Raw genomic sequence first — 26,502 nt, 5'->3', positions numbered from 1 at the left:
CAGGTCAGGATCAATAAACCACAACTTTTCCATGACACATCTCCACCTTTCGTTGACCGGCGTTTAGCGCTAGCTATTCGTAGTGACGAGGGAAGGAACTTATGCATGGATATTTGCAATGAAATCGCCGCCATTATCGGGAGCAACCGCGTACTAACAGGGACGGATGCTGCCCCCTATGCGACGGATTGGACCGGTCAATACAAAGGCGCACCATTGGCCGTTCTACGCCCCGGCTCTGCACAAGAAATCTCCGCGATTATGAAGCTCGCTTATGCTACGGGAACGCCTGTGGTTCCTGTGTCCGGGCATACGGGGCTGACTGGGGCGACCTTGGCGACTGATGCTCTGGTCTTGTCAGTTGATCGCCTCAACAAAATCGATGACATCGACGTCGCGGGCCGCACTGCGACTGTTGGCGCTGGCGTCATTCTATCCAGCTTGCATGACGCGGCTGACGCGCATGATCTTATCTTTCCGCTGACATTTGGTGCACGGGGATCGGCAATGATCGGTGGTGTGCTTTCCACAAACGCTGGTGGGTCAAACGTTCTGCGCTATGGCAACACCCGCGATTTGTGTTTGGGACTAGAAATCGTCATGGCCGACGGTCGCATCATGAATTTGATGAGCGCACTGCACAAAGATAACTCTGGCCTTAACCTACGCCACCTGATGATCGGGGCCGAAGGGACATTGGGCATCATCACCGCAGCGGTCATGAAGCTAAAGCCAAAGCCCCGCGCCTATGCGACAGCCATGATCGCAGTACCATCGCTAGATGACGCCCTGTCATTGCTACACACCATGCAAGACAGCACTGGCGGCGCAGTCGAGGCGTTCGAATATATGCCCCGCAACTATATCGACCGTCACGTCGCGATCATGGAAGGAGCAAAGCCCCCATTCGAGAACAGCTATGACGTTAATATCTTGATAGAAATCGGTGCAACAGCACAGCGCGACGCCACGCCCGGCCCAGACGGCCAAATACCCGTGGTTGCGAATCTCGAAGAAGCGCTAGGCACCATGTTAGAGGATGGTCGCGTACTTGATGCCGTCATTGCCCAAAACGAATCTCAACGGAAAGAGATGTGGCGTCGTCGTGAAGAAGCTGGCGAAATCCTTGTTAAGGGTGATCCCTTTGTGAACACTGACATTGCCGTACCATTGGACAAGGTCGCGACATTTGAACGCGAAATCACCCCACGCCTAAAGGCAATCGATCCAAACTGTGTCGAGGTCATCGTGTCCCATTTGGGTGACGGCAACATTCACCACACCACATTCGTTAGCCGCAACGACCCTGATGCAATGAAAGCCATGGTCGAAGCTGTCGAAGATGTCGTGCAAGAATTGGGCGGGTCATTCAGTGCAGAACACGGCGTCGGTATTTCCAAGCTCGACACGATGCGCCGCCGCAAAGACCCCGTCGCGCTTGATGCAATGCGCGCGATCAAGGCTGCATTAGATCCCAAAGGCATCTTAAACCCCGGTAAGGTAATCCCACCGACATGATGCAGCTATGGCATAATCGCACGCTACGATTTTTCAGCGCGTGCGCCGTGCTTTTTGGCGTCTTCGTTGCGTCGTTCGCACCCTATGTTTCGTTACTAGGGATCACATTTTTCGGCCTTAGCGACCAAATGTTTGCGCTACAGATGACCGCTACCTTGCTGGTTTCGGTGGCAACCTCTGTTGGGGTCGGCATTTTGACGGACCGGCACCCATTAAGGCGCGTCTTTGCTCTTATCGCTATGGGCGCAATCTGTTTTGCACTTTTCCTAGTTTGGACATTTGGCAACCTCACCGCATTCTTAATCGCACATGTGCTGATCATGCCGTTGGGTGGGACCATCTTTGGCCAAGTCTTCGCTGTCATGCGCCTATACACGTCGCATTTACCCGCATCGACACGTGATAGCCTGACATCAACGATACGCGCATTATTTGCCGTGCCATTTATCATCGTCCTCCCCATATGGGGATGGGCGTTTGACAGTGGCGTTCAACTGACCACGCTCTACCCGGTTGTTTTTCTGATCATGCTCGCCATGACCGCGCTGGTCTATTTTGAATGGCCCGCAGACGCTAACGCCCCATGGACAGAAGAAAAATCCACGCTCAGCTTTACCCAATCCCTACGCGAGGTTTTGGCGTCCAATATCGTTTGGCGGCTGTTTTGGATGGGCGCGATCCATACAGGTTCAACGCTGATGGGCGTGTTACTTGCGCTTGTGTTTAGCGAGGCCAGCGGGCGCGGACCGGGTGATGTTGGTTTGTTCTTTGGGACATTTGTCGCGCTAGAAGTGGTCGTGATGTTCACGGTAAGCCCGTTACTTCGTTATATGCGTCGCCTACATATCATCGCTATGGGCGCAGCATTCTATGCGGTTTTCCTTGGGCTACTGCCAGTGCTTGCGCCATTCGCGCTTGTCTGGGTTTTAATCCTACCAGTCGCGATTGGTGGGGGCTTGCTGTACGGGCTGACCATCACATACCTTCAGGACCTACTAGGCTCACGCGCAGGCGCTGGTGCATCTCTGGTCGCACTACAACGGCTTGTCTCCGAAGGACTGGCTGCCCTGATCTTTGCGCTCGGCACGTGGCTCGGCGGTTACCACCTCGCTGCATTAATGGGGGCGTTTGTGATTGTCGCTGGCGCGGTTAGTCTTTTGTGGCTCGACCGTCAGAACGCTTAGTGCGTAAAGAAATCAGGCCCTGCACGAGACAACAATCGCAGCGCCATCGCGTTCCCCATATCAGGGCCAGTTGCGACATGCCCGGTCGCTTCGTCCGTTAGAACGCGCGATCCATCTTCGCTTAGGATCTCGCCGCGCAGGCGTAACTGATCACCATCAAGTTCGGCCAACGCCCCAATCGGCGTTTCGCACGATCCATCCAGACGCCCCAGAAAAGCACGTTCTGCTGCGATGCGATGGCCGGTCGGCTCATCGTGAATGGCAGCAAGCATGGCTTGGGCACGCGCATCCTCTAGCCGCCGTTCGATCCCAATCGCACCCTGCGCGATGGCAGGTAGCATATCGTCAGGTGAAATTGGGGTGTAAGCCACGTCATCCATGCCCAAGCGGCGCAAACCCGCAGTCGCAAGGAACGTTGCATCGGCCACACCATCAGCCAGCTTCTTAAGGCGGGTCTGAACATTGCCACGAAACTCTACCACTTTCAGCTTTGGAAAGCGCGCTGCAAGCTGCGCCCGGCGACGGGTTGAGGATGTACCAACAACGGCCCCGTCAGGCAGGTCAGACAGGCTTTGGTACTTGAGCGAAACAAACGCATCACGGACATCTTCGCGCGGCAAAAACGTATCCATCACAAGCCCACCCGGCTGTGCGACGGGCATGTCTTTGGTTGAATGCACAGCGATATCGATACCGCCATCCAACAATGCTTCTTCGATTTCGCGGGTGAATAGCCCCTTACCGTCGATCTCGCGCAAGGGCTTATCTTGGATCTGGTCACCAGTGACCTTGATCACGCAGATTTCAAACGCATCCTTGGGCAGATCGAACGCTGCCATCAGGCGGTCGCGCGTCTCATGCGCTTGCGCCAATGCAAGCGGCGAACCACGGGTTCCGATCTTAAAGGTCTGGGCGGGTGTGGGCATTTCAAATGTCATGGTGGTTTGTTAGCGACCGCGATCTAGCTTGACAATAAGCCATGCAATTGGGACCACCGTTGCAATATAAAGGACCACCCTATGACGCAGCAAAAAACCATCCTTCGCGCCCTTGCGGGTGAAACTTTGGATACCCCACCCATTTGGATGATGCGTCAGGCTGGACGATACCTGCCAGAATACAAAGCAACCCGTGCGCAGGCGGGCGACTTTTTGTCGCTGTGCTACAATCCTGAACTCGCGGCCGAAGTCACGCTTCAGCCAATTCGCCGTTACGGATTTGATGCCGCGATCCTGTTCGCAGACATTCTGCTGCTGCCCCAAGCATTGGGTGCGGACCTTTGGTTCGTTACTGGCGAAGGCCCACGGCTGTCGACCATCACCAGCGCGGATGAACTGGCCCAGCTTAAACCCCTTGAGGCCATCCACGATACGCTGAACCCTGTTTATGAAACCGTCAAAATCCTGTCGCAAGAATTGCCAAAGGAAACGACGCTCATTGGTTTTGCCGGGGCACCATGGACAGTCGCAACTTATATGATCGCCGGCCAAGGCACCCCAGATCAAGGACCAGCCCACGCGCTTAAGGCAGAAAACCGTGCGGTTTTCGAAGGTATCACGGACCGGATCACCGAAGGCACTATCGCTTATCTGTCCAAGCAAATCGAAGCAGGCGCCGAAGTCGTGAAACTATTCGATAGCTGGGCAGGATCGCTACAAGGCGAAGACTTTACCGAATTTTCAATCAAACCGATGCAGCGGATCACTGCGGCGCTGAACGAAAAGCACCCCGGCATTCCGGTCATCGCCTTCCCACGCGGTGCAGGCGAAAGATATACGGGCGTTCACGCTGCAACAGGCGCTGATTGTGTCGCGGTGGATGACGGCGTTGATGCGGCGTGGGCCGCTGAACATGTACAAGTTGACGGCTGCGTTCAAGGCAACTTGAAATCATCACACATGGTCACAGGCGGCCAAGATTTGGTCAACGAAACGCGCCGTATTTGCGATGCCTTTAGCAAAGGTCCACATATCTTTAACCTTGGGCATGGGATCACACCTGATGCAAACCCAGACAACGTCCAACTGATGATAGACACTGTGCGCGGTGGCTAGGCTGCAATTGCCTCTGACGCTGCGCCTCGTTTTTCATGGCATACGCAGCGCTTGGGTCGGCCTGATGATCATGGTCATTGGTTGGATTGGGCTTGTGCCTGCAACCGCTGTTGAACGGTCAGCACTTTCTGCGCCGCTTGGCGTGGAGCGTCCAGAGGGGCTAACATCGATGCGCATTGCGCGCGCCATGGTTCACTTTGCCCCAGACCGCGCCGCGCGGATGCTTAGCGATTCAACAAATGGAGAGATTTCTCCAGAATTGGCTGGGATGATGCTGCGGCAGATAGCGAAAGGTAACCCAGCAGAGGTTGCGCCGCCGCTCGAAACGCAAGGGCGCAGCATCGACGGGCCCAAATTTGTTACGGTTGACTAAGGGTCGTCGACCAGCCAAACCACAGCGCGACACCAACAAGCGCAAGCGCAAGTGCGCGTCGAATAAATTGGCTACGCTTTTCGTCTTCTAACAAAACCTGCGCCGTCCCCGCCATAGCGACAATTATTGCATGGATCGTGGTTGCAACGAGAACGAACACAGCGGATAGCGCAAGCGTCTGGGACATCACCGTCGTTCCTGGGCTCACAAAGCTAGGAAGAATCGCGACGTAAAACACCGCCGCCTTTGGGTTCAGCAGGTTAGTAATCATCCCACGTCGAAAATAGGTACGCGCAGCGATTCCGCCTGCCACCTCTTTCACCGGTTCGTCTGCATCGCGCCAGGCATCCCACGCCAACCATAGCATGTAAGCCACGCCACCAAACCGCAGTGCCTGAAATAAAGTAGGAGAAGCATTGATGATCGCCGCCAAACCAAGTGCCGCAGCGACCCCGACCAGCGCGAGGCCAAGCGCGACACCCGCAACAGCAGCAAACCCTAACCTACGCCCCTGACTAGCTGCGACAACAGCCAGATAAACCATATTGGGACCGGGGGTTAATTCAATCAGCATCGCAGTACCCGCAAAGGCAAGCAGCGCCGCAGGGTCGATGCCGCTCAGACCCATTTGGCCATCGGGGGTAGGCTCATCAGTACAGCGTTTGCATCGTGCCCGGTCGCTAGGCCAAATTTAGTACCACGATCGTAGACAAGGTTATATTCCGCATAAAGCCCGCGATGTATCAGTTGCGTATCTTTGTCAGCGTCGGTCCAAACGGTTTCACGACGCTTATCAACCAAAGGCACATAGGCGGGCAAGAACGCGCGCCCGATGTCTTGGGTAAGTGCAAAATCTGCTTCCCAGTCACCTGTGCAACGATCATCCATGAATATGCCCCCCACTCCACGCGCGCGGTTGCGATGCGGGATGTAGAAATATTCGTCGGCCCATTCCTTTAGGCGTGGATAAAGATCATCGCCATGCGGATCGAGGTATTCCTGCTGCACAGCATGGAAATGGGCGGTATCCTCGTCGTATTCGATGCATGGATTCAGATCGGAGCCGCCGCCAAACCACCATGCGTGGGGTGTCCAGAACATGCGGGTGTTCATGTGCACTGCCGGAGCATGCGGGTTTTGCATATGCGCAACTAAGGAAATTCCCGAGGCCCAAAAACGCGGATCTTCATCCATACCGGGAACACCGCGTGCAGCCATAGATTTCTGCGCGGCCTCACCAAGCTGGCCATATACAGTCGAAACGTTCACACCGACCTTTTCAAACACGCGACCACCGCGCATCACGGACATTAGCCCGCCGCCAGCATCCGCACCGTTATCAGATGCGCGCTTAGTCGCGGTTACTTCGAACCGGCCTGCGGGCGCATCGCTGTGTTGGCGGTCTTCTAGCGCCTCAAAGGCGGCGACAATCTCATCACGTAACGTGCGAAACCAAGCCGATGCCTTGCTCTTTTCTGCTTCAAACCCGTTTGACATGCCCGCTCCTTCGCGCTGTGATATTGAATAACAGTCTATCTTAGCTTCTTTGCAGGATATCAATCAGCTAACGATGATCTAGATCAACACTCGGAGAATACCATGCGCCCTGCTCTCATCATACTACCGCTTCTTGCGCTCACTGCCTGCGCAACGCCACGCGAACAATGCATAAGCGATGCAAACCGTGATGTTTACGTACTTCGCAACCTCATCAGCGAAGCACGTGGCAATTTAGCACGGGGTTATGCACTGGCCGAAAGCACAGATGTGCGCACGCTGACAAAAACCTGCAGAGGGCGCAATAAAGACGACGAAACGTTCACTTATCCGTGCAATGAGACAGAGACATTCACGACAACACGTCCGATTTCAATTGATCTGAACGCTGAACAGACGAAGCTGAACCAGCTAGAGCGCCGATTGACCCAAGCCGAGACAAATTCTGACCGGATGGTCGCGCAGTGTATCGCGATCCATCCTGAATAATTAGTGACAAGAAACGGCGGCTGGGTCCAACAAGGTCCGGCCACCGTCAACCGTGATGATCTGTCCAGTCACAAAGCTGGACGCATCAGACGACAGATATTGCACGGCATCTGATACTTCGCCGGGACTTGCGATGCGGTGCAATGGTGTACTGTCCACGATTGCCTCACGGTCTTCATCGCACCCCTTGAGAGACCCTTTCAAGCTCGCGCTCATGACGCTTCCGAATGCGACAGCATTCACGCGGATACCATTCGGTGCCAAAGCAACAGCCATTGACCGTGTCATCTGTTCTAGCGCCGCCGAACTGACCGAATAGGCCAGCAATTCAGGGTGGGTACGCCGTGCCGCAATTGAACTGATGTTCACGATTGAACCAACATGCCCGCTTGCCTCATCGCCAGCTTGTTTAATCATCTTTCGCGCAACAGCTTGACTGACGCGCAACGCTGTCAATGTATTCTGCTGCAACAGTTCTTCGACACTATTATCATCGGGATCAAGCGGGTCTGTCTTTAGAACCTGCCGCGATGCGTTCACCAAAATGTCGACACGCTCGAACGCGTCAATCGTCGCAGAAAGCAGGTTCGCGATCGTCAGCTTTTTGCGTAGATCGCCCGCAAATGTGCGCACGTTCTCTTCTTTATCAGCGGCGTCGCCCATTTCGTGACACAGGGCTTTTTCGTCCATATCAGCGAATACAACGTTCGCGCCTTCTTGCACGAAATGGCGACCGATCGCGAGACCGACACCATTGGCAGCGCCCGTGACAATGGCGGTTTTGCCAGAGATAGAAAAGGACATCGCGTTACTCCTTGGCCTTGCTAGCGCAGTGGCCGATTGGCATGAAAAATCTTGAACGCACCATTCCCGCCAATCATGTCCACATTACGGAAACATTCGGACAAGGTTGTTTCATAAGGAAGATGGCGGTTCGCAACCATCCACAGCTTGCCATGCGGGGCAAGCATACGGGCAGCAGATTGGATAAAGGCACGGCCAAGCGACGGATCAGAGGCCCGGCCCGTGTGAAACGGTGGGTTCATAACGACACCGTCATAGGCGGCATCAGGTTGGAATTGCGTGGCATCGGCCCAGTGCAAGGTCGCACGCGGATCCGTCACATTCATCTTGGCGCAAGCAACTGACAGCGCTTCTGCTTCGATCATATCAAGTGATTGCACGCCTGCACGCTCAAGAACTGGCCCTGCTAGGTATCCCCAGCCGGCCCCAAGATCGGCCACCCGCGCGGGCAATTTCGTTGGCAGCGCAGCGGCAAGCAACGCAGATCCAACATCGATCGCCCCATCTGAGAACACGCCAGCCGTGGTGAAATACTCGTGCTCGCCCTTTTCTGGTGGCGGGGCAGCCCAATCAGCGAAAGCATCCGTCGCAGCAAACCAAAAGATACGTCCGTGCCCTTTGGTGATCGAAGGCAACGCGCCTAGGCGCTTGCGGCATTCTTTGAAAACACTATCAACGCCATCCGTCTTTTGCCCGTCAACGACAACCACATCGGCCATCTCACATGCCTTTGCCACCATCGCACGAGCCAGCGCCTTTGCGCGTGGGACAACCACAATGGCGACCGCAACTTTACCCAACTCTTGCGACACGGGATAACCCGCATTTTCCCAAGCAGTATAATCTGGGTAAAAGCCATGCACGATCTGAACTGCATCGCGCTCAAGCCCGGAAACATCATAAGTGGCTGACGGACGCATGATTGCGATCTTACCGTCAGGCACTACCAAAAGGCCGTCATCAAGGGCGGTACTTAAACGAGACTGTGACATGTTATTTCGAATAACGACCAGGCGTTATTCTTTCTCCATCGTGCATTGCAAAGGGTGCTGGTGACGCTGGGCGAAATCCATCACCTGCGCAACCTTGGTTTCCGCGATCTCATGACTAAAGACACCAACGACTGCAATACCCTTCTTGTGGACGGTCAACATGATTTCAAACGCTTGGGCATGGGACAGGCCAAAAAACCGTTCCAACACCATGACCACAAATTCCATAGGCGTGAAATCGTCGTTCAGGATCATGACCTTGTACATCGGGGGGCGTTTGGTCTTTGGCTTTGTCTCAAGCGCAACCCCAAGGTCGCCGCCATCATCGTCGCCCCTTTTATCTGCCATCATGTAAAAATCAGCCAACATCGCATCGCCCTGTTTGGTGAACATCATATATAGGATCGGAGTCGGATGTGAAAACCCCCTCCTTCGAAAGGCAAATCGGCCATTTAGGGGTGAACCCTTACAACGACACAACATGTGCTAAATACTGCATTATGATCACCAGAAAAGTCTTTGAATTTAGGGTATTTTCTGAAAAGTCATCTTATGTTAGCGTCATTTCATAAAAATAAGGTCACCGAAAAAATTCGGGACCAGAGGCAGTAAATATAAGAGGCAAAACGACGTGGCAAGTCGTCCGGGACAATTGGCCCTAAAGGGGCTGTATCTATTCGCATTCTTAATCGTAACTTTGATTGCGCCCATCAGCGCATCTGCTGCACCCTATGCAGCGATGGTGATGGACGCTCGCACAGGTGAGGTTCTGCATTCACGCAATGCTGACACCCGGCTCCATCCAGCGTCGTTGACCAAAATGATGACGCTCTACATCGCATTCCAAGCGATCGAACGCGGCGAAATCACGTTGGACACCGAAGTACGGATCAGCCGAAACGCTGCGTCAGAGCCGCCTTCCAAGCTGGGTGTGCGTGCAGGGCAAACGATCCGCCTGCGCTATTTGCTACGCGCCGCAGCTGTGAAATCTGCCAACGACGCGGCCACCGCCATAGGCGAAGCCATCGCCGGATCCGAAGAAGCGTTTGCCACACGCATGAACCGGACCGCGCGCGCAATGGGTATGCGCAACACAACGTTTGTGAACGCGCACGGGCTGACCCAGTCAGGCCACATGTCGACCGCACGCGATATGTCGGTGCTAGGTCGCCACGTGATCTATGACTTCCCGCAGTATTATAACCTGTTCTCGCGCCGCACCGCAGACGCCGGGATTGCAACCGTTCGCCATACCAATCGTCGCTGGCTGGACAGCTACGATGGCGGGGACGGCATCAAAACAGGTTACACCCGTGCGGCAGGTTTTAACCTTGTTGCATCCGCGCAGCGTGGCCAAGAACGGATCATCGTGACCGTGTTTGGCGGGTCGTCAACGACGGCACGTAACGCTCGGGTCACAGAGCTCATGGATATGGGCTTTAACCGTGCGCCATCACGCGCGACGATCCGTCGACCAAACCCGCCAGCAGCAATGCTGACAAGCGCCCCTGCGACACAAGGCCGTTCTGCCACCCGTCAATCTGGGCTTGTGAGCCGCAGCTTGCGACCGGTTGCGCGACCGGTGCCAACTGCACCAGTCGCCGAAATTCTTGTCGCAGCAGCCGAAACCGCCGTAGTTGATGACGTGCTAAACGACGCCATTAACGCCGCACTGGCCGAAGCAATGGCCGAGCCTAAACCACAAACAGAAACGGTTGTCGTCGCCGAAGCCGCGCCTCAAGCAATTGCAACAACAGCACCAGCAGTTGCCACTCAGATCGCCACCGACACACCAGTGGTAACGCCGCACCTTCGCCCAGCGAGCCTGCAAACGACAGCGGTTGCAGCGGTCGAAGCACCCGCAGCCAAACCTGCTGCACCTGTAGCCGTTGTCGCAGATGCCGGGCCAGAAGTGGTGACGCGTATTTCAACCTCCGGCGGCCGCCACTGGGGCGTGAACGTTGGGCGTTATAACAGCCGCTATGACGCCGAACGCGTCTTGCTACGCGTAGCCTTGAACGAGATGAGCACATTAGACGGCGCACTCCGCCGGGTCGTGCAACGCTCAGGTGGGTTTGATGCCAACTTTATGGGACTAAGCCGCGAAGGTGCCGATCTAGCCTGCCGCCGCCTACAAGCACGTGGCACGACATGTTTTATGATTGGATCTGAGGGTTAATTATAAGTTCTCTTTCCACACGCACTTGCGTGTGGAAAGATGAAAGCCAGCATAAAACTCGAAGTGGGTCACATCTCACCGTGACCAATCGGCCATACTGGTAGATAACCTAGTTGCTCGCATCTTTTGGTGCAGGAGTTAAAATGAAATTTTCTCTGGGCACACCAGAACATGGTTGGGTCGAACTCACGATTACTGACGACATACATCGCTTCGAAGTGATCGTATCTAATGTTCCAAATGACTTCATCAACGACACCATGATCGCCCTTTCACAGCTTCTCACTTATGAGAACAAGCGACAGGTCTGGTTGAGCCTCGAGCCAGCTTACTACCTGATGTCGATAGCACGTCAAACTGACGTCTTCACAATCACTATCGATAAGGGCGTATCAGCTTCAAACGTAGTGTATTACCAAGCCTCCGGAGACTTCAAAGAAGTTATTCTTCCAATTTATCGTTCACTCAAAAGCTTCTACAATTCACGCAACGAGGATTTGCATTGGCCAGCGGTCAATCAAATGGAGTTTCAAAACATGCTCGAAGCTGTCGCTCTGTACAAAGGCTAAATCACCAAAATGGTCCGTGGGTGAACGGTTGTTAACTCCACATTCAAGGAATTAGCTCCAAGGTTTCGCCCTTTCAAACCACCTTACCCTCAAACGCTGCCGCCATCAGCGCGCGCGTGTATTCGGTTTGCGGTGCATCGAAAATCGCATCGGCGTCACCGGCCTCGACCACGTCACCTTGTTTCATCACCATCACCTTATGTGACAGAGCACGCACGACCTTTAGGTCGTGACTGATGAACAAATAGGCCAGCCCGTATTTTTGCTGGAGGTCACGAAGCAGCTGCACGATCTGCACCTGCACGGTCATATCCAATGCGCTGGTGGGTTCGTCCAAAATCAGCAATTTAGGACGCAGGATCATTGCGCGTGCAATCGCGATCCGCTGGCGTTGACCGCCTGAAAACTCATGTGGATAGCGGTCCATCGTGGCCGGATCCAAACCAACCTCGCCCATGATCTCGGACACCATGTCGCGACGGTTGCGGCCCGGATCAACGCCGTGAACCCCCAGCCCTTCGGCAATGATCTCGGCCACTGTCATGCGCGGACTAAGCGAGCCATAGGGATCTTGAAACACAATTTGCATTTCGCTGCGCAATGGGCGCATTTGTTTGGGGCTCAGCCCATGAATATCCTTGCCTTGAAACGCGATCTGTCCTTCAGACCGGATCAATCGCATCACAGCAAGCGCGAGCGTCGTTTTACCCGACCCGCTTTCGCCGACAACGCCCAGCGTTTCCCCTGCCCTGATGTTCAGCGTCGCCTCGTTCACCGCTTTCACGTGGCCGACAGTACGTTTCAACAGCCCGGCGTGGATCGGAAACCAAATTCGTGTTTTGTCCGTGCTTAAAATAATCGGAGCATCCGGCGCGACGGGCTCTGGCAGACCAGTCGATTCCGCCGCCAAAAGCGTTTGTGTATAAGGATGCTGTGGGTTCGCGAAAATCTCGGCTGTGGGGCCAGCCTCAACAATTTCGCCATCTTTCATCACACAAACACGATCTGCGATTTTGCGCACGATCGTGAGGTCGTGTGTGATGAAAAGCATCGACATGCCTTCGTCACGCTTGAGTTCAGCAAGCAGCTCCAGAATTTGCGCCTGAATGGTGACATCCAACGCTGTCGTCGGCTCATCCGCGATCAGCAGTTCAGGTCCATTCGCGAGCGCCATCGCGATCATGACACGCTGGCGTTGCCCACCGGACAGCTGATGTGGATAGGCATTTAGGCGGCTTTCAGCATCGCGGATACCAACTCGTTTAAGTAATTCTAAAATGCGTTCACGCACCGCCGGACCGCGAATGCCTTGGTGCAGTTCGATGCTTTCCGCGAGCTGTTTTTCAAGCGTGTGCAGCGGGTTGAGCGATGTCATCGGCTCTTGGAAGATAAAGCTGATGTCATTCCCACGCACGCGGCGCAGGGCGCTTTCATCTGCGCCAACCATTTCCTCAGCGTTGTATTTGATCGACCCGGCCATGACCGCGCTGTCGTCTAGCAACTGCACCGTAGACAAAGCAGTGACAGACTTTCCCGAACCGGATTCACCGACCAAGGCAACGGTTTCACCTTTGTGGACCTGAAACGACACGCCGCGCACCGCATGTGTCACACCGCCATCTTGGCGAAACGCCACGCGCAGGTCGCGCACATCTAATACCGCAGTCATTATTCTGCCCCGTTTTCGTTGCCAAAGGGCAGATCAGCCGCATCAACCTTGCCGTCAGCGACAAAGGTTTTGCGCGGGTCAAACGCGTCGCGCACGCCTTCAAAGATAAACACCAGCAGCGACAACATAATCGCAAAGGTAAAGAAAGCCGTGAACCCCAACCAAGGGGCCTGCAAGTTCTGCTTGGCCTGCAATGTCATCTCGCCCAAGGACGGCGCCGATGAAGGCAAACCAAAGCCCAAGAAATCTAGTGATGCCAGGGTCGCGATTGCACCGGTCACCAAGAAAGGCAGCATCGTCACCGTTGCGACCATTGCGTTTGGCAGCATGTGGCGGAACATGATCGTGCGATCCCTTACGCCAAGCGCCTTGGCGGCACGCACGTATTCAAGGTTACGCGCACGCAAAAATTCCGCCCGGACAACGCCGACCAAAGCAGGCCAGCCGAACAGCACCGTCAAAAACACAAGCAGCCAGAAACTTCGCCCCAAGATCGCGAACACGATAATGATCACATACAGCGATGGGGTTCCTGTCCATATTTCGATGAAACGCTGGAAAATCAGGTCAGTCCAACCGCCAAAATAACCCTGAACAGCACCAGCGACGATCCCGATCAGCGACGATGCAACTGTCACCATCAACGCAAAAGCGATGGAAAGGCGGAAACCATAGATGACACGTGCCACAACATCGCGCTTCGTATCATCTGTCCCTAGCCAATTGTCTGCGCTTGGTGGGGCTGGGGCAACGCCCTTCACATCCACGATTGTCTTATAGGAATAGGGGATCAGCGGCCAAATGACCCAGCCCTTATCGAAATCGCCCTCGAGCGTCTGCCCATCATCAACGGCTTGGATCAGACTTTCAGGGTCGTCGAAACAGCTGTCCAACCCACCCGTCACGATCAGGCATTCAACTTCGGCATCTTTGTAGACCGCCTCGGTCGGGAAATCGCCGCCAAAGTCACGCTCTGAATAGAAGCTAAAGATTGGCATCCGAATTTCGCCGCGATAGCTGACGGCGATCGGCTTATCATTGGCGATGAACTCGGCCATGAGCGACAATCCAAAGAGTATGCTAAAGATAATCAGCGACCAGACCGCACGACGGTTCCGCTTGAAATTCCGCCAGCGGCGTTGGTTTAGGGGCGATAGCATCTTCATCCGCGAGCCTCAAAATTGATACGCGGATCGATGAAAACGTAAGTCAGATCGGTGATAATCCCAACCACAAGACCAATCAACGAGAACGCAAAAAGTGTTCCGAAGACAACGGGATAGTCGCGCGCAACGGCGGCTTCAAAGCCCAAACGCCCTAGCCCATCCAGCGAAAACAGCGTTTCGATAATCAGCGAGCCACCAAAGAACACGCCGATGAACAACGCTGGAAATCCGGAAATCACGATCAGCATCGCGTTCCGGAAGACATGGCCATACAGCACTTTGCGCTCTGACAGGCCTTTTGCCTTGGCGGTGATCACATATTGCTTTTTGATCTCGTCCAAAAAGCTGTTCTTGGTCAGCAACGTCAATGTGGCGAATGCGGAAATCGTTGAGGCAAAGACTGGCAGAGCGATGTGCCACAGGTAATCAGCCGCTTTGCCGATCAGGCTGAGTTGGTCGAAATCCGAAGATGTCAGGCCACGCAGCGGGAACAAACGCCAGTATGAACCGCCTGCAAAAAGCACGATTAACAAGATCGCGAATAAGAAACCGGGGATCGCATAGCCAACGATAATCGCACCAGATGTCCACGTATCAAAGGATGACCCATCGCGTACCGCCTTTTTGATTCCCAGTGGGATCGACACGAAATAGGCGATCAAGGTCGACCAAAGCCCAAGCGTTATGGACACTGGCATTTTCTCCATCACCAGATCGAACACGCTGATCGAGCGAAAGTAGCTCTCGCCGAAATCAAAACGCATGTAGTTCCACATCATGTTCAAAAAGCGTTCGAGCGGCGGTTTATCAAAACCGAATTCGCGCTCTAGCTCAGCGATGAACTCAGGCGGCAGGCCGCGGCCACCGATGTATTCGCTTTCAGCTTCGCCACCAAAACTGGCGTCCCCGCCCCCACCTGAAATTCCCTCGAAAACGTCACCGTTCCCTTCGAGGTTCGCGAGGATTTGCTCAATCGGGCCACCGGGCACAAACTGAATCAATGCAAAGTTAATAATCATAATTCCCAAAAGCGTGGGAATAACGAGCAGTAAACGTCGGAGAATATAGGCGCCCATGTCAGTTCTTTACTGGAACGCGCCAGCCGCGGTCAACGCGTCTGCTTTGTCTTGATTGATCCACCAGTAATCTAAATAGCCCAAACCAAATTCGGGTAGGTTGCTTGGGTATTCATACATGTCGTAATAGGCGACCCAATTCTTGCTTTGTGTCCACACGGGAACCATGAAGTAGTCATGGCGCATAATGCGATCAACCGCGCGTACCCCTGCTGACATTTCGTCGTAATCTTTTGCATCAGCGACAAGTTTCGCGATCGCATCGACTGCCTCTGAGCAATGTCCAGCAGGGTTAAAGATGTCATCTTTGTCTTCACACCCATACCGCTGATCCAGCCCGCGGCCTTCTTGCAGGCCATTAAGGTAATAGCTGAAGATCATGTCGAAATCATTTTCTTGCGTACGCGCCTGATACTGCGACGGATCAACACGGTTATAGGTGATGTTAACACCGAGACGTTCCAAATTTTCGATATAAGGGGTGATAACACGATCAAAACTTTGACGTGTCTCTAAGAACTCAACGTCGAGTGTATTACCGTTTGCGTCCCGCAAAAGCCCGTCATCGCCGTTTGTGTACCCGCCCGCTTCCATCAACACGAGCGCCTGCCGAAGGTTGTTACGATCAAGTGCGCGTTCACCGCTTTGATGGGGCAAGAAAGCCTCTTCGGTGAAAATCTCGGTCGGAAGAAATTCGCGGACACTTTCGAGTATTTCAAGCTCACGGCCTTCGGGTAGCCCAGTCGCTTTTAAGCGATCATTTTCCCAAAAACTCTCGCGCTGTTGAAATAATCCGTACTGTAAGTTTTCATTCGTCCACGTGAAATTGAACATCAAACCCAACGCACGACGCACGTTGCGATCTTGGAACTTCGCACGACGCAAATTGAAGACAAAGCCGGTTGCTGCAGCCAGCGTCCCATCGTCCAACGTATCACGAACGACTGAACCATTTTCCAACGCAGGAAAATCGTATGCTGTTGCCCAGTTCAAAGAGCTCGTTTCCCGCCGGAATGTAAATTCACCTGCCTTAAACGCCTCAAACGCGGCAGAAGAATCCGCAAAATATTCAATCCGAATCGAATCGTAATTGCCGCGCCCCACATTGATTGGAACGTTCTCACCCCAGTAATCGGGGTTGCGTGAATAAATAATTTGACGTCCCGGGTCGACCGAACCGATCATATATTCGCCTGTACCTGGCGATGTTTCCATTAATGGTTCGTCCAATCGTGCACCCGTTTCTTCAAACCACGCCTTAGACATAATTGGCTGTCCGCCCATCTGGGAAATCCGGCCACGAACGGGTGCGTCATCGGAAAACGAAAACTTAACTGTATAGTCGCCAATTGCTTCGTAGCTTTCAACAAGCTGGATCATTCCGGCGCGATACGAAGGGGTCGACTGTTCACGTATAAGTTCATGCGTGTAAATTACATCATCCGCAGTCATGGGTGTTCCGTCGGAAAAAACGACATCATCACGTAGATTAAAGATGACCCAAGATTGATCTTCAGGATATTCAATCGTGGTGCACAACAGACAATACGAAGAACCAACTTCATCGTCAGTGCCGGTCATCAAGGTTTCCCACATCATTGACGACATCAACCCGGGCGTTCCACTTAACGTGGCGAATGGGTTCATATTGTCGAATGTGCCGCTCCATGAAATGCTTACTTCACCCCCGACGGGGGCATCGGGGGTGACGTAATCCAAATGCGTAAAGTTTGGGCCATATTTCAGGTCACCGTATTCGTTGTACCCGTGGCTTTCGATCACTGTTTCTTGGGTTTCTGCGAAGCCAGCACTTCCGAACATAAGCCCAGCAAAGCAAATGGAAGACCCTGCAATAAGATAAATTAACCGACCCGTTTCATTTTCACGTTTTAAGGCAATAGCACGGGCTTGGGGTCGCTTCTGCATTCTTATCTCCGGTTACGGCAAAGCAATTTATTAACCACAAGGCTACGTGACAGTCTGGTAAACATTCAAGTTGAGAATACGCGATCACGCCGTGTTCACCAAGAATTCGGCAACAAAAAAGGCCGCCCGTTAACGGAGCGGCCCTTTAAATACGCATGTTTTCGTAATTAATCGTCAAGGCTATCCAAATACGCGATCAGGTTTGCCCGATCTTCGATTTTACGCAGACCGTTGTACCCCATGGCAGTACCCGGCGCATAACCTTTCGGGTTCTCAAGGAAGCCGTTTAGGTGATCTGCGTCCCAAACGTCAGCCACAGCAACAAGAGAGCCAGAGTAGTTAAAGCCTTCTGCGGCGCCAACAGGGCGACCAACAACGCCGTAAAGCGACGGACCAGTCGAGTTCACACCAGGTTCAAGAGAGTGGCAAGAACGACAGTTGCGCCATACACCCTCGCCGTCTGCAGCGCTGGCGGATGCCATAATCAGTGAAAAGTCGACTTCTTCGACAACTTCTTCAGACGCATCTGCGCTTGCGACTTCGATCACATATGCTTGCGCATGATCGCCGTGGCCACCGCCAGTCGCGTAAATTAGGTCGCCAGCCCAAGAGCCGAGCAAGAAAACCAGAAAGGTGCCGCACAGGCCGCCGATTACTTTGGTCAAAGTCATTGTGTCGAACATGTCGCGTTCCATTCAGTTCACAGTTTTCAGGCTATGTATCCGCTTCCCATACCCGGTTGCAAGGTATACTGCCGCGACCAATCGCCCATTTTTTTTACGGGTGCCGTTCGGAGGGCACGTTTATGACGCAAAAAATCGCATTCCAAGGAGAACTTGGCGCATACGGACACGAGGCTTGTGCCGCTGCACGCCCCGATTTTGATCCCCTTCCCTGCCGGACGTTTGAAGACGCCATCGAAGCCGTACGCAAAGGCGACGCAACGCTGGGCATGATTGCTGTTGAAAATTCGACCTATGGCCGTGTCGCAGATGTTCACTCACTTCTGCCTGAAAGCGGTTTACATATCGTTGACGAAACCTTTGTTCGTGTGCACGTGAACTTGCTAGGCAAAAAAACTGCTAAGTTAGACGATATAACTGATGCCTATGGTCACCCGGTTATTTTACCACAATGCGCCGGTTTTTTGCGCGAAAATCGAATCCATGGCCATACTAGTACTGATAACGCGCGCGCCGCGCGCGAAGTATCTGAAGGCAATGATGTAACTGTGGCGGCACTTGCCTCAGAATTGGCTGCTGAAATCTATGACTTAAAGGTGCTGGCCCGCCACATCGAGGATCATGACCGAAATACAACACGATTTTTGATTATGTCCCGTGAACCGGATTATCGTAAACGCGGCAAGCATGGTATGATGACAAGCTTCGTTTTTCGCGTCCGCAACATTCCCGCCGCACTTTATAAGGCGATGGGCGGTTTCGCGACCAACGGCGTGAACATGACCAAGCTGGAAAGCTACATGGTAGACGGCCACTTTACCGCGACCCAATTCTACGCCGAGATCGAAGGCCATCCCGATGATCGCAGTGTGCAGCTTGCGCTAGAAGAACTGAACTACTTTACCGACAAGCTACACGTGATGGGCGTTTACCCAGCGGCTGCACGACGGCACGAAAAATAGGTTACTGCCCCTTGCGGTAACCTTCTTCAATATCTTCGGAAAACTCTAGAACGCGGGCACGAAACCGCTTGTTCAGCTTGGCCTTCGCGAGTTTCATTGATTGAATGACAAGGCGCGCGGTGAATGATTTCGACCGCAAATCGACGCCAACCAAAAGACGTGTGCGCGTCGGCGACAGCGAGACCAATTCAATGTCAGTGACAATGTGCATACCGTCTGTCACGCCAGTAACCTGATACCCAACGGGGGCGGAAAATTCGGTCAACTTAGCATCAAGCGTTCGGTTTCGGCCGCGGAACTTGAACGCAATTTCCCATTCAGTGCCTGCGGTTGGCGCACCTTGGTCCTGTCCCACGCGTGACACTTGCGCCCCATAACGCAACGCACGCCGCTCAAATCCAGCAAAATCAGTGACATGCGCGAAAACATAATCAGCAGGTGCTTCAATGTCCTCTCGAGTGCTGAATTTCATAATTGGGATCCTTTTAGGGACGTTCTTAACGCTTATTAGTTAATCAAGTCGATCTGCCAACCAGTTTTCCAGCAAAAAATGCGCGATCGCGCCCTTTCGTGCCGGAAGTATCTCTGAGTGCTGCCCGGAAAAGGAACGCGCGATATCTTCGCGTGACACCCATTTTGCATCCTCAATTTCGACTGGGTCAATTGTAATGTCTGTGCTCGTCGCGGTTCCGGCACAACCAAACATTAAAGACGATGGGAATGGCCAAGGCTGGCTAGCAAGATATGAGACTTCGCCAACTTCAATCCCAGCCTCCTCCAGCACTTCGCGACGCACCGCCGCCTCCATTGTTTCGCCCGGCTCCACGAACCCTGCCAGTAAAGAATACATCCCCTCTGGCCACCCCGGAGAGCGCCCCAGCAAAACAGAATTCCCATGTGTAATAAGCATAATGACAACGGGGTCTGTGCGCGGGAAATGGTGGCCGCCGCATGCCGGGCAGTCCCTTTGCCACCCCCCCATAGAGAACTGGCTTTCCTGACCACACCGCGCGCAAAACCGGTGGGACAGGTGCCATCCGAAAATCGCGCGCGCTGTCGCTGCTAATTCAGCGTCACAAGGGCTAAGCTGCGTCATCACTGTGCGCAATTCACGAAAACTGGCGTCTTCGGGCGCTGCGGGATGACGTTGCTCGGACGCATCAAGGAAACTATCTAAAGTTTCGTCAGCTAAACCTTGCGGGGTCCACCCCGACAAATCTGCCGCGAACACGGCGTCCGGGTCCTGCCCCAAAAACACCATATCGGCACCAGCGTCGGTTAACATCGGATGATCCAAAGGCACACGCGTCAGCGCATCACCCATCAGCATCGGTTTCCCACGCCACAAAAGAATCGCACGTGCACGTCTATCTTGAACAAGTTCCGCCGCCTGAGCACGTAAATGGGCTGCGCGGTTTAATCCAGACCCACCAAATGTCACTGTCTCTGCAATTTTCATAATACTGAAATGCCATGACGCCTTAAGAAGTTCAATTCATTCCGCAATTCGGCGCTGGCGCCCACCCGCGCACGGCCTATAGTCATGAAATGAATACAAAACTTGCCGCTTTACCCCAACGCAGTCAAAGGAACGCCATGCCGACGGGACACCTGCGCATCATGGAGACAACGGACCTGCATATGCAGATCCTTGACTACGACTATTTCGCAGATCACCCCGACAAAACCACGGGGCTTATCCGGCTGGCGAACAAAATTGCAGCACTACGCGCTGAGCCTCATGTAACATCGTTACTGATGGATAACGGGGATTTCTTGCAGGGGAACCCGCTCGCTGACTATCTCTCAACACACTCGGATGATAACAACACACACCCGATGATCGCAGCTATGAATGTGCTTGGTTATGATGCGGTGGCTTTGGGGAATCACGAGTTTGACTATGGGATTTCGTTTCTGCGCAGCGCACTGTCAAATGCACAGTTTCCGATCACCTGTGCGAACTTGCGTCTTCACGACAGGCCGCAGGTCGCGCAGCCATACGCGATATTGGCCCGCGAAATCACATGCAGCGACGGCATATCACGCCCCATTAACATTGGAGTCGTTGGCTTCCTTCCACCGCAAGTCACACACTGGAACCCTGATACGCTGGGCCGTGCCGCGGATACGACTGATATTGTCGATTGCGCTGTGCAAATCGTGCCTCAGTTAAAGTCAGAAGGGGCTGATATTGTTGTTGCGCTTTGCCACTCTGGCATTGGACCAAGCGATCATGTTTATGGCATGGAAAACGCGGCTGTGCCGCTTGCTGGCGTTGATGGCATTGATGTCATCCTTACCGGGCATACCCATGAATTTTTCCCAGACCCCGACCGAAAATCCAGCAACCTTGTTGATCCGATCGCAGGGACATTGCATGGCAAGCCAACGGTCATGCCCGGCTTTTATGGCAGTCGACTTGGCGTCGTTGACCTAACCGTCAGCTGGCACGATGGCACTTGGGTAATCAATCAGCACTCTAGCCGGCTCGCCAAAGGTGATCCCGGCCTCGCACCAGAAAGCGCATTACCTGAGCGGCTAAAAGAAGAGGTTTGCGCCGCACATTTGGCAACGCTCGCGCATATCCGCGAACCTATTGCTGAAACAAAAAATCCGCTGCACAGCTACTTTACCACAATTGGGACAGACCTAAGCCAACGGCTCCTTGGACAGGCCCAACGCGCGCATGTCATCAAAGCGCTGACCAACACCCCATACGAAGCGCTACCCGTCATTTCGGCAACGGCGCCCTATCTATTTGGTGGCTGGGCAGGACCGGGGCATTATATCGACATCTCATCAGGACCAATTGCGAGACGTGACGCAGCAGCAATATTCCCCTTCGCAGACAAGCTATGCGCGGTCCGTCGCACCGGAGAAGAACTGCGAAACTGGATCGAACGCGCTGCGTCGCACTACTTGCAGGTTACAATCGGCAAGCATGATCAACCACTTATCAACGCATGTAGTCCCGGATATAATTGTGATGTCCTGCACGGCCTATCCTATGAAATCGACCTAAGTCAGCCCGCGCGCTTTGATGTGACTGGCGTCGTTATTGACACAACACACAGCCGGGTGCGCAATCTTATGCACAATGGAAAACCGGTTAAAGATAACGATGTGTTCATCGTCGCAGCAAACCGCTATCGGATTAATGGCGGGGGCGGATATGCAAGATGCCCTGACGTTGATCTGATCTACGCCAGCAAACATTCCGTACGCGAAGTTCTGATCCAATCGGTCCAGCAGCAAAATGGGCTAGACACGTTTTCACCTCGATGTTGGAAGTTCAGCCACCTCAAAGATACAAGCGGCATCTTCGCGTCTGCACCCGCAGCGCAAAAATACGCCACAGGCCCAATTTCACACATTGGCCCAGGCGATAACGGCTTCGATCTTTATCGTTTTACGTTCTGACGCTTGCACTGATGCGTCACTGGTCATATATGGGCATTGAGAGGTTGGCGCGGGCAAGTGCCTCGCCAACCTGGTCAGGTCCGGAAGGAAGCAGCCACAACGAGCCCCACTTGGGTCGATGTCCAGCCTCTCACCTAAAGCGAAATCGCCCAGCGATTTTGCGAACACGGACTCCGCGAAACGGCGACGCCGTTTTGTGGAGTCCGCAAAGGCAAGCCGTGAACAAGGAGAACATTCATGATTGTACTATCTCCTCTCCCGGTTTGGGTGCGCTGAAACGAATTCCGTTCCCTCGTCCGGTTTCCACTGGTAGAACAACGCTACCAGCCAACGTATTTCCTTTGACGAGGACACTTCATTGACAGATTTTACTCGCGACGCCCTTGGCTGGTCGCCATTCTTTATGTCTCAGCTCGATATTGATGAGCTTGAAACACTTACCCCTGCCCGCATTGCTACTGTCCATCGTGACCGTGTCGTGGGCTTTTCTGAAATCGGAACGCTTGAACTGACGCTTGATCCCGGGATCACGACGGCTGCCGTAGCAGTTGGCGACTGGGTTCTCGCGGCGCCTCAGCAATACCGCTTGATCAGGGTATTGGATCGCAAGACAGAATTGTCGCGCGGCACCGAATTCCATACGGGCGAAAAGCAACTGATCGCAGCGAATATCGACACGCTGTTTATCACGACATCCTGCAACAATGACTTTAACCCTGCGCGGCTCGAACGGTACCTTGCGCTGGCGCATGATGCGATGATCACCCCCGTGATTTTGCTGACCAAAGCAGATCAATGTGACGATCCAGATGACTACGTCGATCAAGCGCGCGCACTTGGTCGTGGACTTGAAGTGATAGCCTTTGATGCAAAGTCAGACGACGTCATCGCAACGTTGGCACCTTGGTGTGGGCAAGGGCAAACCGTGGCGCTGACCGGATCATCTGGCGTTGGCAAAACCACCATCGCCAATGCGCTGACTGGCGGTAACGCCCTAACGCGCGACATCCGAGAAGACGACGCACGCGGTCGCCACACGACAACTGGGCGTTCGCTGCATGCGATGCCGTCAGGTGGTTGGTTGATCGATACACCCGGTATGCGCGGATTGGGATTGGCCGAAGTGTCATTTGGCATCGATGCAACATTCCCGGAAATCTCGGAACTCGCTGAAAACTGCAAATTCCGGGATTGCGCCCACGATAGCGAACCGGGCTGCAAAGTGCAGGCAGCTATCGCAGCAGGAGAAATCGATCCAGATCGACTAAAGCGGTTCAAAAAGCTGAAGCGCGAAAACATCCAGGCAACAGAAACGATTGCCCAAGCCCGCGACCGGTCAAAAAAACTGGGTAAACACATCAAAAGCGTCATGAAGAAAAAGGGCCGCTAACCAATCGAGGAAACGAAAATGGCGATTACACCCGTTATCCCTCCTGCTTTCCAAACGGCTTATGAGCAAATCAAAATGTCGCCCGGTGTCCTATCGGGCGACCACCTTTTTCTGACGGGCATGACGGGCGGCGATCCAGATGGTCAAATGCCCTCGGACCCCGCCAAGCAAATGCGGAATGCATTTGATAAGATCGGCTTAATCCTTAGCGAAGCGAACCTGCCCTTTGCTGCGATTGCAGAAATGACGACGTACCACATAGGGCTGCGCGACCATTTCGAGCTGTTCGATCAGATCAGGCTTGAATACTTACAGCCACCCTACCCTGCATGGACGGCCATTGAGGCCGCAGGTCTACGTCGTGAAGGTGCAATTATCGAAATCAGAGTAGTGGCCAATGTCGGTACGCAGACAGAATAATATTAACCACGCCGCGCCCATTCCAATTGGGCAAGCGTTTCAACCGCGCAAAGCCGCGCCCGCCGCAATCGCATCAGTGCAGCGTCTGGGTCTTCTCCTGCCGCAATCATAAGCCGCAGAACAATCATCCCGGACCTGCCGCAGCCACCTTTGCAGTGGACCAGAACCCTTCTACCGGCGCTTAGGTGTTCAAAAACACTGTCGCGCACTTTGGACCAATCGAGCTGACGAGGAACGCCAAAATCCGGAACGGGCAAATGCAGCCAAGCGATGCCTGCATCCAAGAGATCTTCACCGAATTGCCCTGCGCCAAACTGCTCTAGCTCGCTCATGGTCGTCATGCTTAGGACAATCGCAGGCCCCCACGCCTGCACCACAGCTAAGTCGCAGGGATACGAGCCGCTTGTCCCCGGGACTGGGGCGAGCGCAAGTTCGCCCCCGCCCACAGCCAAACTATATACCGCAAAGTCAGACAATTCCGTGGTCCACAACTTGGCCCGGATGTGCCACAGCCCAGTCAGTTAGGAATGATGACACCCTTGGGTTCCCCGCAAACTTGATCGCCTTTTTGGGTAACGCGACCCCATGTTCCAACGCAAGTTCCAAACACGCAAGGTGGTCGCGTTCGGACCGATCCGGGCAGTTTTCCGACCCGTGAATAATGGTGCTTAACAATGTGCCACCGAAGCCATTCACATAGCTAAGATCAGGCCCCAGTCCTAAAAAATAGGCCGTCATATCAGGCAATCCCTGCCATCCGGCAAGCTGCACAGGCGGCACCCCCTGTCCATCCAGTGCATCCCACGGCATGCCCACAGCGACCAACGCACGTATATGTTCCATGCGGTTCGGCAAAACCAAAACCTCGTGCAGGACATTTTTGAACGCCTGCGGAACCTTGGCGACATCTATCCAACGCCCCTCAACCACCTTGCCTTCAGCGCAATCCGCAAGAATTTGTTCGATGCCGGTCAGGGTCGTATCAATGCTCTGCGCCTCCAACGCATCGCTTAAGGACTGGTTTCCAAAGATCCGCGCAGCCGCATAGGTGCTTGCGCCATGAAAGGCTCGGTTAGGGTCAGCGCCAGCGTTCAACAATAATTCGACCATCTTCGGCGGTGATTGACGGCGTGCTGCGTGATGTAACGCAGGCATAGCTTCGTCCGGGGTTGCGCCAGCCGCGAGCAGCATTTCAACTGCAGCGACATCATGGAAATCCATCGCTCGTAAAAGCGCATTGGTCCCGACTGGATTCGCACCATGTTCAAGCAGCAGCTTTAGCCCTTCATGGTGGCCTAACTCAGTGGCGTGATACAGGCTTTCACCATCATCTGGGTTCGCACCGTGCTCCAGCAGCCAGCGCGCCATTGGGATATTCCCCGCGTGGCCAACCGCACCATACAATGCCGACAACAGATGCTTGCTGCCGGGATGTGCTGGATAGCCATCATTCACGTCTGCTCCAGCACTTAGCAACAGTTCTGCAATCGCGAGCATATCTTGTTCTTTTTCCGGCCAAGCCGTCAGCATTTTCGAGAATGCCAAATGCAAAATTGGACGACGCGGACCAAGTTGGCAGGTCGCGATTTGTGGATCATCTTTCAGCGTTTGGATCACAGCATCCAGATCATACAATGCGACCTGCAAACCAAATGCGCCCGCGGCCAAATCTGGCGTATCAGACAGCAGTTGTTGCACGACATTCGTCTGCCCATGAAACAGTGCCGTTTTTAGACGTTGCTGTTTCGCCGCACGATCCATGCCTTGGGTTTCGACTGCAGTCTTTAGCTGCGGCCAACTGGTAAAATCATTCTCGCGGGCGATGATGTGCAGAAAATCGGCGCGTTTCAATTCACCCGCACGTGGCTTTACCGCATTCACACGGGTATTCGCGGCACGGTCACCGGATTGATACAGTTTTTGAAGAGTTTTCGCCTGCTGACGCAGCGCGTCTAATGGGTCTGTCATTGGCTTCCTCACCAGATAGGCCCGCCGGTTCGCTATTCCGGGCAAATGAGAAAGACCACATATGTGGGTCGTTCAGATCGTATCCGGGTGCTCTGCGCTTTCCGCGAACCAAGGATGCCGCCCGATATCGGCACACCAAGCTTAGCTCTGCAGCGTGCGC

26 protein-coding genes and 1 other RNA gene are annotated in these 26,502 nt (G+C 53.9%); 12 read left to right on the top strand and 15 right to left on the bottom strand.

Going from position 1 to position 26,502, the window contains the following annotated elements:
• Positions 1 to 105 precede the first annotated feature (105 nt).
• Together CLV80_RS07115 and CLV80_RS07110 are read left to right on the top strand one after the other, a co-directional pair.
• Positions 106 to 1,518: an FAD-binding oxidoreductase gene (locus tag CLV80_RS07115; RefSeq protein WP_106356367.1), complete on the top strand. Its 1,413-nt coding sequence runs from the start codon at positions 106 to 108 to the stop codon at positions 1,516 to 1,518.
• Complete coding sequence (locus CLV80_RS07110; protein ID WP_106356364.1) at positions 1,515 to 2,702, top strand: MFS transporter; 1,188 nt, start codon at positions 1,515 to 1,517, stop codon at positions 2,700 to 2,702. Before CLV80_RS07115 ends, CLV80_RS07110 begins: the two co-directional genes overlap by 4 nt.
• On the opposite strand, the gene hemC is transcribed toward CLV80_RS07110, so the two are convergent.
• Positions 2,699 to 3,640 carry a hydroxymethylbilane synthase gene (gene hemC, locus CLV80_RS07105; protein WP_106356362.1) on the bottom strand — a complete coding sequence of 314 codons (942 nt, stop codon included), beginning with the start codon at positions 3,638 to 3,640 and terminating at the stop codon, positions 2,699 to 2,701. The genes CLV80_RS07110 and hemC overlap by 4 nt on opposite strands.
• Positions 3,641 to 3,721: 81 nt before the next feature.
• Between hemC and hemE the strand changes: the two genes are divergently transcribed.
• Positions 3,722 to 4,756 carry a uroporphyrinogen decarboxylase gene (gene hemE / locus CLV80_RS07100; RefSeq protein ID WP_106356360.1) on the top strand — a complete coding sequence of 345 codons (1,035 nt, stop codon included), beginning with the start codon at positions 3,722 to 3,724 and terminating at the stop codon, positions 4,754 to 4,756.
• Positions 4,757 to 4,820: 64 nt separating this feature from the next.
• Complete coding sequence (locus CLV80_RS07095) at positions 4,821 to 5,129, top strand: hypothetical protein (protein WP_106356358.1); 309 nt, start codon at positions 4,821 to 4,823, stop codon at positions 5,127 to 5,129.
• On the opposite strand, the gene CLV80_RS07090 is transcribed toward CLV80_RS07095, so the two are convergent.
• A complete protein-coding gene (locus tag CLV80_RS07090) occupies positions 5,116 to 5,757 on the bottom strand; it encodes a LysE family translocator (RefSeq protein WP_207766533.1) in 642 nt (213 codons plus the stop codon). The two genes, CLV80_RS07095 and CLV80_RS07090, sit on opposite strands and share 14 nt — an antisense overlap.
• Entirely contained in the window at positions 5,748 to 6,626 is an 879-nt protein-coding gene (hemF, locus tag CLV80_RS07085) for an oxygen-dependent coproporphyrinogen oxidase (RefSeq protein ID WP_106356356.1), read from the bottom strand. Before hemF ends, CLV80_RS07090 begins: the two co-directional genes overlap by 10 nt.
• A 102-nt stretch (positions 6,627 to 6,728) precedes the next feature.
• On the opposite strand from hemF, the gene CLV80_RS07080 reads away from it, so the two are divergent.
• Positions 6,729 to 7,115 (top strand): hypothetical protein, encoded by a 387-nt coding sequence (locus CLV80_RS07080; RefSeq protein WP_106356354.1) that lies wholly within the window; start codon positions 6,729 to 6,731, stop codon positions 7,113 to 7,115.
• Here CLV80_RS07080 and CLV80_RS07075 read toward each other — a convergent pair whose 3' ends face one another.
• Genes CLV80_RS07075 through clpS form a run of 3 tightly spaced genes read right to left on the bottom strand, consistent with a single transcriptional unit; the run spans position 7,116 to position 9,280 of the window.
• Entirely contained in the window at positions 7,116 to 7,919 is an 804-nt protein-coding gene (locus CLV80_RS07075; RefSeq protein ID WP_106356351.1) for an SDR family NAD(P)-dependent oxidoreductase, read from the bottom strand.
• Positions 7,920 to 7,939: 20 nt separating this feature from the next.
• On the bottom strand, positions 7,940 to 8,911 hold the full coding sequence (locus CLV80_RS07070; RefSeq protein WP_106356349.1) for a class I SAM-dependent methyltransferase: 972 nt from the start codon (positions 8,909 to 8,911) through the stop codon (positions 7,940 to 7,942).
• Between the two features lie 24 nt (positions 8,912 to 8,935).
• Positions 8,936 to 9,280, bottom strand: a complete 345-nt coding sequence (gene clpS, locus CLV80_RS07065; protein WP_106356934.1) for an ATP-dependent Clp protease adapter ClpS — start codon at positions 9,278 to 9,280, stop codon at positions 8,936 to 8,938.
• A 262-nt stretch (positions 9,281 to 9,542) separates the two neighbouring features.
• Here clpS and CLV80_RS07060 point away from each other — a divergent pair, with 262 nt between their 5' ends.
• On the top strand, positions 9,543 to 11,090 hold the full coding sequence (locus CLV80_RS07060) for a D-alanyl-D-alanine carboxypeptidase family protein (protein ID WP_106356347.1): 1,548 nt from the start codon (positions 9,543 to 9,545) through the stop codon (positions 11,088 to 11,090).
• 143 nt (positions 11,091 to 11,233) lie between these two features.
• On the top strand, positions 11,234 to 11,659 hold the full coding sequence (locus CLV80_RS07055; RefSeq protein WP_106356344.1) for a hypothetical protein: 426 nt from the start codon (positions 11,234 to 11,236) through the stop codon (positions 11,657 to 11,659).
• A 73-nt stretch (positions 11,660 to 11,732) separates the two neighbouring features.
• Here CLV80_RS07055 and CLV80_RS07050 read toward each other — a convergent pair whose 3' ends face one another.
• The 5 genes from CLV80_RS07050 to CLV80_RS07030 all read right to left on the bottom strand — a co-directional run bounded on the left by CLV80_RS07050 (position 11,733) and on the right by CLV80_RS07030 (position 18,179).
• A complete protein-coding gene (locus CLV80_RS07050; RefSeq protein WP_207766531.1) occupies positions 11,733 to 13,328 on the bottom strand; it encodes an ABC transporter ATP-binding protein in 1,596 nt (531 codons plus the stop codon).
• The gene (locus CLV80_RS07045; RefSeq protein WP_106356339.1) at positions 13,328 to 14,494 is read right to left on the bottom strand and encodes an ABC transporter permease; all 1,167 of its coding nucleotides are present in this window, start codon (positions 14,492 to 14,494) and stop codon (positions 13,328 to 13,330) included. Before CLV80_RS07045 ends, CLV80_RS07050 begins: the two co-directional genes overlap by 1 nt.
• Positions 14,491 to 15,570 carry a microcin C ABC transporter permease YejB gene (locus tag CLV80_RS07040; protein WP_106356336.1) on the bottom strand — a complete coding sequence of 360 codons (1,080 nt, stop codon included), beginning with the start codon at positions 15,568 to 15,570 and terminating at the stop codon, positions 14,491 to 14,493. The genes CLV80_RS07045 and CLV80_RS07040 overlap by 4 nt, the downstream gene beginning before the upstream one ends.
• Positions 15,571 to 15,579: 9 nt before the next feature.
• Positions 15,580 to 17,496: an extracellular solute-binding protein gene (locus CLV80_RS07035; RefSeq protein ID WP_106356334.1), complete on the bottom strand. Its 1,917-nt coding sequence runs from the start codon at positions 17,494 to 17,496 to the stop codon at positions 15,580 to 15,582.
• Between the two features lie 167 nt (positions 17,497 to 17,663).
• Entirely contained in the window at positions 17,664 to 18,179 is a 516-nt protein-coding gene (locus CLV80_RS07030) for a c-type cytochrome (RefSeq protein WP_106356932.1), read from the bottom strand.
• A gap of 122 nt (positions 18,180 to 18,301) precedes the next feature.
• On the opposite strand from CLV80_RS07030, the gene CLV80_RS07025 reads away from it, so the two are divergent.
• Complete coding sequence (locus CLV80_RS07025) at positions 18,302 to 19,141, top strand: prephenate dehydratase (RefSeq protein ID WP_106356332.1); 840 nt, start codon at positions 18,302 to 18,304, stop codon at positions 19,139 to 19,141.
• A 1-nt stretch (position 19,142) separates the two neighbouring features.
• Here CLV80_RS07025 and CLV80_RS07020 read toward each other — a convergent pair whose 3' ends face one another.
• Entirely contained in the window at positions 19,143 to 19,613 is a 471-nt protein-coding gene (locus CLV80_RS07020) for an SRPBCC family protein (protein ID WP_106356330.1), read from the bottom strand.
• Positions 19,614 to 19,652: 39 nt separating this feature from the next.
• Entirely contained in the window at positions 19,653 to 20,600 is a 948-nt protein-coding gene (nudC, locus tag CLV80_RS07015) for an NAD(+) diphosphatase (protein WP_106356328.1), read from the bottom strand.
• A gap of 89 nt (positions 20,601 to 20,689) precedes the next feature.
• Between nudC and CLV80_RS07010 the strand changes: the two genes are divergently transcribed.
• The 4 genes from CLV80_RS07010 (at position 20,690) to CLV80_RS06995 (ending at position 24,374) form a co-directional block, all read left to right on the top strand.
• Positions 20,690 to 22,564: a bifunctional 2',3'-cyclic-nucleotide 2'-phosphodiesterase/3'-nucleotidase gene (locus CLV80_RS07010; RefSeq protein WP_106356326.1), complete on the top strand. Its 1,875-nt coding sequence runs from the start codon at positions 20,690 to 20,692 to the stop codon at positions 22,562 to 22,564.
• A gap of 37 nt (positions 22,565 to 22,601) precedes the next feature.
• Positions 22,602 to 22,700, top strand: an RNA gene (ffs, locus tag CLV80_RS07005) — signal recognition particle sRNA small type.
• A 222-nt stretch (positions 22,701 to 22,922) separates the two neighbouring features.
• The gene (gene rsgA, locus CLV80_RS07000) at positions 22,923 to 23,954 is read left to right on the top strand and encodes a ribosome small subunit-dependent GTPase A (protein WP_243394466.1); all 1,032 of its coding nucleotides are present in this window, start codon (positions 22,923 to 22,925) and stop codon (positions 23,952 to 23,954) included.
• 18 nt (positions 23,955 to 23,972) lie between these two features.
• Positions 23,973 to 24,374 carry a RidA family protein gene (locus CLV80_RS06995; protein WP_106356324.1) on the top strand — a complete coding sequence of 134 codons (402 nt, stop codon included), beginning with the start codon at positions 23,973 to 23,975 and terminating at the stop codon, positions 24,372 to 24,374.
• Between the two features lie 2 nt (positions 24,375 to 24,376).
• On the opposite strand, the gene CLV80_RS06990 is transcribed toward CLV80_RS06995, so the two are convergent.
• Together CLV80_RS06990 and CLV80_RS06985 are read right to left on the bottom strand one after the other, a co-directional pair.
• Positions 24,377 to 24,748 carry a protein-tyrosine phosphatase family protein gene (locus CLV80_RS06990; RefSeq protein WP_311135524.1) on the bottom strand — a complete coding sequence of 124 codons (372 nt, stop codon included), beginning with the start codon at positions 24,746 to 24,748 and terminating at the stop codon, positions 24,377 to 24,379.
• A 94-nt stretch (positions 24,749 to 24,842) separates the two neighbouring features.
• Entirely contained in the window at positions 24,843 to 26,342 is a 1,500-nt protein-coding gene (locus CLV80_RS06985) for an ankyrin repeat domain-containing protein (RefSeq protein ID WP_106356320.1), read from the bottom strand.
• Positions 26,343 to 26,502: the final 160 nt, after the last annotated feature.

This window comes from Yoonia maritima (assembly GCF_003003285.1).
Classification (GTDB): Bacteria; Pseudomonadota; Alphaproteobacteria; order Rhodobacterales; family Rhodobacteraceae; genus Yoonia; species Yoonia maritima.
The sequence above is the reverse complement of the archived record's forward strand: the minus strand, read 5'-3'. Positions and strand labels throughout refer to the sequence as shown.